This window comes from Enterococcus sp. FR204, from assembly GCF_031143325.1.
Classification (GTDB): Bacteria; Bacillota; Bacilli; order Lactobacillales; family Enterococcaceae; genus Enterococcus_B; species Enterococcus_B faecium.
In genome coordinates, this window is the sequence record NZ_JAKZIW010000027.1 from 20,228 (window position 1) to 29,050 (window position 8,823).

Below are 8,823 nucleotides of genomic sequence, written 5' to 3' on the forward strand. Positions count from 1 at the left end.
TTGATGATTGAACAAGTGAAAAAGCTTTGGAAAATATTTCCAAAGCTTTTAAAAGCAACTTTGCTTTTTTGTATATTATACCAGCAAGCCAGTCACAATAGCACTTAAAAAGCTGACTAAAGTCGCTGTTAGCAAAATTTTCAATCCGTGTTTTGCGACAAGATTTCCTTTTTCTTCATTTAATCCCTTCATCGCACCAGAAATGATCCCGATAGAAGAGAAGTTGGCAAATGAAACGAGGAAGACAGATATAATTGCTGTTGTACGCTCAGTAAAATGGAAATTACCATTTGCTAATTCTGTCATAGCAACAAATTCATTTGTAACCAGTTTAGTCGCCATGATACTACCGGCATCCACTGCTTCTTTCCATGGGATTCCGCTGATGAAGGCAAGAGGGGCAAAGATGTAACCTAGGATCTCTTGGAAAGTGATGCCGAATATCCCGTGGAAGATAGCATTGATCATGGCAATCAAAGCAACAAAACCGATAAGCATAGCAGCAACCGTGATCGCCACATGGAAACCATCAAGAATGTATTCTCCCAACATTTGGAAAAATGTCTGTTCTTTGTTTTCTTCAATGATCAGCTCATCTTCTTTTTCTTCTAATACATAGGGATTTACAATTGAAGCCAGAATATAACCGCCAAATAAGTTCAAAACAAGGGCAGTGATCACATATTTAGAATCGATCAGTGCCATATAAGATCCGACGATCGACATAGAAACTGTAGACATAGCCGATACACTCATGGTGAACAAACGTTTCTCAGATAGGAAGGGTAATTCCTTTTTTATGGAAATAAAAACTTCCGATTGTCCTAAAATAGCAGAAGCTACTCCATTATAAGATTCCAATTTGCCCATCCCGTTGATTTTACTTAATCCTAGACCAACAGCTTTCATAAATAATGGAAGAATCTTGATATAGCGTAGAATACCGATAATAGCAGAAATAAATACGATTGGCATCAATACGGAAAGAAAGAAAGGTGCACTTCCTTTATTTGCTACACCGGCAAAAACAAAGTCAACACCTTGCCCAGCAAAAGCAAGAAGATGATCAAACATTTTTGCCAATACAGAAACAACCGCTGTACCAAAAGTTGTACGTAATAATACGAAACCAAGAACAAGCTGTAAAACGAACATCACAATTAGTGGTTTCAATTTGATTGCTTTTTTGTTACTGCTGATCAAAAAAGCAAGCCCTAATGTGACAAATAAACCAATAATACCTAATAAATAACTCAAATAATCACTCCTATTTCAAATTCCGTTTTATTTTACCTGTTTTGCAAATAAAATACTAATCTTTAGTGAAATTTTCATTACTTTTTTAGAGTGAAACGCATTCATTTTCCATTAGAAAATAAAGCGAACAAAATAAAAGGTTCAAAAAGTGTAACGTCTTAGTAAAGTCTATAAAAAAACGAAACTATTGATTAAGCTAATAGTTTCGTTTTCAACATTTATAAGTAAACTTTTTCTATTGGTAATATAGATTTTCGGAAGGGTAGACAGGTGCGCAGGTAATATCGATTCCTAGTTTTTTCAATGTTTGTTCATCATTTTTATTGACCATCACAGTAGAGTGGGCTTGTGCTCCCTCAAGTTCAGCTAGTTTATCATAAGCAACTTGAGCGATTGGATTCGTTACTGCACTGATTGATAAAGCGATCAAGACTTCATTGATGCTTAGTGCATCCAAAGAGGAATGAAGTGTCTTTGATTTCAATCCTTGTATTGTTTCAAGAACTAATGGTGACAATAAAGGAATGTCATCTGCGATATGGGCTAAGTGTTTTACTGCATTTAAGATAACTGCCGCTGACGCATCCATCAATGAACTTGTACGCCCGGTAATGATGACTTCATCTGGTAATTCGATTGCAATCACAGCAGAAGGATCTTTTGTAGGACTTTGCGCTTGAATCTTATCTGCATAGTCATGGGCAGGGACTACCACGTTTCGGTCTTCAGGACGTAAACCGACTTCTTCCATAATCAGTTTGATTCGATTAACTGCTTCTTCATCGATCAATCCTTTTTTGAAGTCGCATTCTGTTTGGAAATAACGACGGATGATTTCTTGTTTAGAGGCTTCTTGGACAACGGTATCATCCACGATCCCAAATCCTACACGATTCACACCCATGTCAGTAGGAGATTGATAAACAGATTCTTTACCAGTAATTTTTTCAATAATACGTTTGCTTACAGGGAATGTCTCAACATCCCGATTATAGTTCACAGCTACTTTATTGTAGGCATCAAAGTGGAAGGAATCGATCATATTGACATCTTTTAGATCGACTGTGGCTGCTTCATAAGCAATGTTCAGCGGATGTTTCAACGGAACATTCCATACTGGGAAAGTTTCGAACTTGGAGTAACCAGCTGCATGTCCTTTTTGGCTTTCATGATACAGTTGGTTCAAGCAAGTAGCGAGCTTTCCACTTCCTGGGCCAGGAGCTGTCACTACAACGATTGGTTTAGTTGTTTCAATATACTCATTTTTTCCAAAACCATCTTCTGAGACGATTTTTTCTATGTTGACTGGATAGTCTTCGATTTCTGAGTGTTTATAGACCTTGATGTTTCGTCTTTCTAGTTTATTGATAAAGACTTTCGTGGCAGGCTGTCCACTATAGCGAGTGATAACGACACTGTTGATTAATAAGCCATAACCACGTAATTCATCGATTAACCGCAAGATATCCATATCATAAGTAATCCCATAATCACCACGGATCTTATTACGTTCAATATCTCCAGCATAGACGCAAATCAGTATTTCAGCTTGATCTTTCAATTTTTGCAGCAATTTGATTTTCGCATCTTCTTCAAATCCTGGAAGTACACGTTTCGCATGCTTGTCGTCAACTAGCTTCCCACCAAATTCTAAATATAATTTGTCATAGTGGTTCACTCGTTCCAAAATATACGCTGACTGCTCTTCAATATATTTTTCTGAATCAAAACCAATTTTTTTCACTAGGTTCCCTCCTTAAGTACTAAAGCATTTTTTCATTTTTTTGAGGATTCGTCAACTGGAATAGCGAAATTCCTCAAAAAAACAAAGAAAATGGTTTAAACCAACTTGTCTAGATAGTTATTCATTGGTATGATAGTTTTTGATAAGGAAGGTGCTACATGAAAAAAAGACAGAAAAAGAAAAACGCATATAAACACTATATCCGTTCGATTTTTACCGGTTATGAAAGAATGCTTGAAGATCCCGAATTGGAACAATTGACGTTTACTTATCTAAACGAAGAAACGCAGCTAACTCGTGATGAGCATCAGCGCATTCATTTCACAACAAGAGATCTGCCTAGTAAATAAAAAATAAGATAAAGGTCATTGGATTCGATTCTGTCCTATCAGATGGAAAGACTAGTTGATCGAAAAAAAGGCTGTACCAAATTTTGGTGCAGCCTGTTTTATGGAGCATTGCCCGCTCTTTTTTATAACAATTTTTTACAGAAAATGGTACTATTGAAGTATTAACAAGTGAAAAACAGATGAGTAAGAGGAGGCAAGTAGTATGAAAGAGCCAGATACAAATGCAAATTATGAGCCAGACGAACTAGAGGAGACGAACGCGGATCAGGATACAGGACAAGAATCGTCTTCTTTTTACGATATCAAAGAAAAAGCAAGCATGAATCTTTCCCAATTATTAGAAGACTTACAGGCTTTTGAAAAGGCTGTCCGCGAAGAAGATATCCCTGAGATCTACCGTTTATACAATGGCCGATTGAATGAAGAATTAAAAAGAAGCTCAAATGAAAATCACGAGATCGATCAATTGCTGATGCGTAAGATCCATGATCGTTTTTTACAGGAATTTCCTTTTATGGAACAAGTAGAAAGCATCTCGCCAACGATAAGCTATTACAAAATCGGCACTTATTACCATGATCGGCCCACGGTCGGTATTGATGCAAGTCTGCCAGAAATTTTTGTTTTGCCTAAGATCGATGAAGAGTGGGAGAAATATTCCCAACCGGAGTCAACGGACTATGACAAAAAAATCAATGAGCTAGACGCAAAGGTGATCACTGCTCAGACAGAAATTGAACGTTTAGATGAACAAATAAAAGAAATCAATCGACAAATGACTGATTTGAACGACAATAAAGGATTCTTGAATCGTAAAAAAATCGAGGAAGAAATTCAAGAATTAGAGAAGAAGAAGCAAGTACTATCTAATGAAAAATTAGGCTGGCTTCCTTATATTGAGACGCCTGAAACAATCCAGCAGCAAAAAGAAGCATTGAAGCAAGAAGCAAGAGCGGACCAGCTTCGTGCAGCCATCGTAGAAAAAGAACAAAGGCAAATCAGACGCTATTTCGGTAGCAAAGAGGGATTCGGTCAAGCAATCCATGAATTCTTGATGAATTATCTTGGCAATGAGAATCCTAATAATCAATCTAATGAAGGAGGTTCCGAGTATGAATGAACACGATGAAGCAGAATGGACAAAAAATGAAGAACAAACAGAAGATCATGAAGAAACGAACACTTCATTGGAAGAACAAACAAGTAATCCTCTGGATGACACAGAAGAAATCCCTATGCTAGAGGAAACAAAAATACACGAAAAAGAAAAAGTAACTCCGACGAATACGAATACTGCAGAAAACACCCATGCTTACGAAATAACTGAAAATCCCGGGTATTTAGAAGGAAAAGAGCAAGATCATCAAGATATCGTCAGTTTGATTGAAACAGCGGAAGCAGAATTAGCGGATTTACGTATGAGAAAAGATTTGATCGAATCAGATTTTCCACAATTATTAGAATCATATGATCGTTTTATATTGAATGAAGAACCAATCTCCACGATCGGAAAGACAAGCCTGATCGAATACTTCACGTATGAATTACTGAAACCGTTGAATGATATTGGTCTGGAACGGTCAAATTCAGCTTATGACACATGGAAAACAAGACATTTTTCGATCAATTATACGTTGAATGGACAAAACGAATTAGTCTTTTCCTTTGTATTACCGACCATCGATCAACGATACCAAGTGGAATCGATGAGTCTCCTAAACGTATCACCAGAGACAATGGAAATCAATGTCCAAGATGACCGGGTGCTTTCTTTGATCCGACACTGGTCAGTGGATCGAGTATTCTCTGCAGGGCAGATCACGATATTCAATCACAAATTGAATCAATTATTAGCCCGTGCAAGAACACTTGGTTTTACCGTTAATCAGACATTACTAGACAATACGAAGCCACTTCGTTTGAATCTTCAGAGCGAATTTGAATTGACGAATGAAGTATTGGATGATATTTTTATCGTGGCAATGAAAAATCCATCCTACGATATGGAAAAGATCAACGAAACTACTTATCAAGTACGATTAGATAAAGGACAGTCTTTAACGATAACAACAAACGAAAAAGATCAAACAGTCTTGTCGATCTCATCTGGAGACTACCCACGATCTGTCATTGATTTCTTTATCAATTACGAATTCTTGGTCCCGTTAATGGTGAGAAAGTCCTGATTGGATAAGTTGGATTACCAGATGTCATTCAGATAATTCTGTTCCAAAGGACTTGCGGCAGTTATCCAGAATAATTGTCACAAGTCTTTTCTGTATGTACTAAATGGACGTGAATAACTTGCTGATGAAGGAGGGATTTCATTAGGAATGTCCACAAATAAAATAGCACAGCTTAGCTTATTGTCTGCTGCTTGTGTAGCAGGTAGGATCGCTTTTCAATTTATTCCGAATTTCCAGCCAATGACTGCTATTTTTTTATTTATAGTACTTTACTTAAGCTTAAAAGATGCGCTAATTGTCATGAGTCTTTCTATTGCAATCAGCAGTTTTTATTTTGGTGTTGGACCATGGGTCATCGGCCAATGGATCAGCTATACTGTTGTTCTGAGTTTGTTTTCAATCGTCTGCTTGAGAAAAACAGTGCAAAGGAACCTATGGTTAAAGGGAGTCTGTTTTTTTCTGGCGGGCATGGTTTACGGAATAGGTATGACCGTTTTTGATACGCTGTTATATCGTTTGCCTCAACCTTGGATCTATTACCTTCAAGGGGTGTCGTTTGATTTGATGCACAGTATAGGCAATGTTGTGTTCTTTCTTGTTTTTCTGCCAGTCGTCAAACGTTTTTACAATCATTCAGGAGGAAAAAATGAAAAAAATAATTTATAGTTTGCTTGCAATGAGTGTCAGTATACTCATTTTGACAAGTTGCAGTACAACCTATACACAATCGGCTTCCAACCAAAAGGAGGAAGTAAAAACATCGCAAAAAGCAACAATCACGTTACAAGAAAATGGTCAAAACTTTTCGGAAAAAGAAGTGGTCTTCAAAAAAGGCGATGATTTACTGAGTATTTTGAAACGAAATTTTGAAGTCGAAGAAGATAACGGCTTCATCACTTCGCTTGAAGGGCACTCACAGGATGAGAAAAATCAACTCTATTGGATGTTTACTGTGGACGGGAAAAGTGCTACTACTGGTGCCAAAGAGATCAAATTGAATGATGGACAATCGGTCATTTTCAATTTGTCTAAACTATAAGTTTCATAAAAAACTGTTAAAGGGCGAATATTGCCATAATTCAGTGAGTTCAGTTGATGAAAGAAGGAAAATAACATGGAAAATTTTAAAAAAAGCGGAATGTTTTCCGTAATTGCTGCTCTAGGGGCTAATATTCTAGTTGCTATCAGCAAATTTGTCGGCTATGCAATCAGTGGCAGTGCCGCCATGCTAAACGAAAGCATCCACAGTATCGTTGATTGCAGCAATCAGATTTTGCTGTTATTCGGTGATAAACAAGCCAATAAAGGACAGAGCGAGTTGCATCAATTTGGTGAAGGACGAGCAAAATACTTTTTCAGTACAATCGTCGCAATGATGCTTTTCTTCGGCGGTGGGGCACTTGGGGTGATGGAAGCTTTTGAAAAATTGACGCATCCATCCCATGAAGTGGGTAATCCGATTATTGTTATAGCAATACTGTTATTTGGTTTGGTAATCGAAGGAAGTTCGTTACGCGTGGCAATGAAAGAAATCAAAGAATTGAATACTGAAAAACTTTCCACGATGCGCTTTTTGCGCGAAAGTCGACACAGTGAAATACTGATTATTTTTACGGAAGACTTGTGTGCTGTAATCGGTTTGGTCTTGGCTTTAGCAGGAACAATATTGACTTATGCAACCGGGATTGCTGCATTTGATGCGATCAGCGGATTGCTGATCGGTTTCTTGCTGATGGGAGCCGCCATTTTCCTAGCAAAAGAATTTTATAGTCTGATCATCGGTGAAAGTGTGACAGCAAGCGATTTGTCAAAAATCAAGTTAGCCTTTGAACGACCTGAAATCAGTCGGCTAATTGATATCAAAACAGTTCATTTAAGTCCAACGGAGATTTTAGTTGCAGCAAAAGCAGATATCGTTGGTAACAAAGAGAATGAAGCTTACTCGGTCATCAACGATATTGAAAAAAATATGCGTCAGTCTCTTCCTGACAAGAAGATGTATATATACATTGAAACAGATAAATATGACCCAAATTATTCTCGTAAATAAAACGTTTATTCATGAATTGAAGCAAAAATGAGAAAAATATAATCTTGTTTTTAAATAAAACGGCTACAATTTAGTGAATTTATGTTACAATGAGTCCGCTGTTTATTTGTTGTAATTAAAGGAGATATTTTAATGAACAAAAAGAAAAGTGCGCCATGGCTTCAAGCTTTGCATGCAGTGATGCCACTTTGTATAAGCTATATACCAGTAGGATTAGCTTGCGGAGTATTGTTGCAAAAAGTTGGATTTGATCCTCTCTTATCAGGACTGTTATCGATTCTGGTCTTTTCCGGTGGCGCGCAGTTTTTAGTTGCATCTATGCTTACGACGCAAGCATCATTTGCAACGACATTATTGATGGTTTTCTTTTTAGAATTACGCTATACATTATTAGGAGCAAGTCTTGCCGGTTTTATGAAAAAAGAAAAGCGGACGTTTTTGGCTGTCTTTTCTCAATCACTGAATGATGAAAACTATGCGGTGAACTACTTAAAGTTTTCAACTGACCCTTCCTGGAATAAAAGAAAGGCTTTATATGTCAATTGGTTCTCAATGACTGCATGGGCCGGTAGCAATATGATCGGTAATTTTTTCGGCTCGGTGATTCGAGTAGATGCTGACCTTGTCCATTTTGCTTTGACGGCCATGTTCATTTTCATGTTTATCATGCAGATGAAAAGCGCACTACTGATCTTTACAGGTTTATTCTCAGGTGTATTAGGGGTCGTATTCATGGTATTATTCCAAAATACTTTCGGATTGATTGCAGCAACAGTCATTGCTTCATTTGCCGGATTTATGCTGGAGAAGGCATTCAAAAAAGAAAAAGCTAAGAAACTAAGAGACCGCGGTAAAGATGTCAATGAGCCGCTCTTCAACTTCCTGGAACAGGAGGCCAATCACCATGACTAAACTATATTTGCTACTTTTAGTTGCTTGTCTGTTCATCGTGGCATATATCCCGCGCTTGTTCCCGATGCTTTATTTTACTCATCGAAAAGTGCCATCCTGGTTCAGTGACTGGATGAAATATGTACCGGTGGCATTATTTGCGGCGTTAGCTTTTAAAGATGTTTTCATTACTCATGAACATCTGGATATTGCTTGGAATATCAAAATAGCTGCAATGATTCTAGTAGCAGGCGTGGCTTACAAAACACGTTCGATGGCGTTGTCAGTTTTGACAGGACTTGCGTCTGTCTTTTTGCTGTCTATGCTTTAAACTGTTTTATTTTA

At 37.5% G+C, this 8,823-nt stretch carries 10 protein-coding genes; 8 read left to right on the top strand and 2 right to left on the bottom strand.

The window, feature by feature from the left end; translation table 11 throughout:
- Positions 1 to 75: 75 nt before the first annotated feature.
- Positions 76 to 1,257 carry a NupC/NupG family nucleoside CNT transporter gene (locus tag RG571_RS07640; protein WP_002295909.1) on the bottom strand — a complete coding sequence of 394 codons (1,182 nt, stop codon included), beginning with the start codon at positions 1,255 to 1,257 and terminating at the stop codon, positions 76 to 78.
- Positions 1,258 to 1,492: 235 nt separating this feature from the next.
- Positions 1,493 to 3,001 (bottom strand): DUF1846 domain-containing protein, encoded by a 1,509-nt coding sequence (locus tag RG571_RS07645; RefSeq protein WP_002339258.1) that lies wholly within the window; start codon positions 2,999 to 3,001, stop codon positions 1,493 to 1,495.
- 158 nt (positions 3,002 to 3,159) lie between these two features.
- Between RG571_RS07645 and RG571_RS07650 the strand changes: the two genes are divergently transcribed.
- The 8 genes from RG571_RS07650 (at position 3,160) to RG571_RS07685 (ending at position 8,809) form a co-directional block, all read left to right on the top strand.
- Positions 3,160 to 3,351, top strand: coding sequence for a hypothetical protein (locus tag RG571_RS07650; RefSeq protein ID WP_002295907.1), 192 nt, complete (start codon positions 3,160 to 3,162; stop codon positions 3,349 to 3,351).
- A gap of 202 nt (positions 3,352 to 3,553) precedes the next feature.
- On the top strand, positions 3,554 to 4,471 hold the full coding sequence (locus RG571_RS07655) for a hypothetical protein (RefSeq protein WP_002339259.1): 918 nt from the start codon (positions 3,554 to 3,556) through the stop codon (positions 4,469 to 4,471).
- The gene (locus RG571_RS07660; RefSeq protein WP_002339260.1) at positions 4,464 to 5,537 is read left to right on the top strand and encodes a hypothetical protein; all 1,074 of its coding nucleotides are present in this window, start codon (positions 4,464 to 4,466) and stop codon (positions 5,535 to 5,537) included. Before RG571_RS07655 ends, RG571_RS07660 begins: the two co-directional genes overlap by 8 nt.
- A gap of 147 nt (positions 5,538 to 5,684) precedes the next feature.
- On the top strand, positions 5,685 to 6,203 hold the full coding sequence (locus tag RG571_RS07665; protein ID WP_002295904.1) for a membrane protein: 519 nt from the start codon (positions 5,685 to 5,687) through the stop codon (positions 6,201 to 6,203).
- A complete protein-coding gene (locus tag RG571_RS07670; protein WP_002339261.1) occupies positions 6,184 to 6,576 on the top strand; it encodes a DUF4430 domain-containing protein in 393 nt (130 codons plus the stop codon). Before RG571_RS07665 ends, RG571_RS07670 begins: the two co-directional genes overlap by 20 nt.
- Before the next feature lie 75 nt (positions 6,577 to 6,651).
- Positions 6,652 to 7,587, top strand: a complete 936-nt coding sequence (locus RG571_RS07675; protein WP_002295900.1) for a cation diffusion facilitator family transporter — start codon at positions 6,652 to 6,654, stop codon at positions 7,585 to 7,587.
- 132 nt (positions 7,588 to 7,719) lie between these two features.
- Positions 7,720 to 8,499, top strand: coding sequence for an AzlC family ABC transporter permease (locus tag RG571_RS07680; protein WP_002339262.1), 780 nt, complete (start codon positions 7,720 to 7,722; stop codon positions 8,497 to 8,499).
- Positions 8,492 to 8,809, top strand: a complete 318-nt coding sequence (locus tag RG571_RS07685) for an AzlD domain-containing protein (RefSeq protein WP_002295896.1) — start codon at positions 8,492 to 8,494, stop codon at positions 8,807 to 8,809. Before RG571_RS07680 ends, RG571_RS07685 begins: the two co-directional genes overlap by 8 nt.
- Positions 8,810 to 8,823 lie beyond the last annotated feature (14 nt).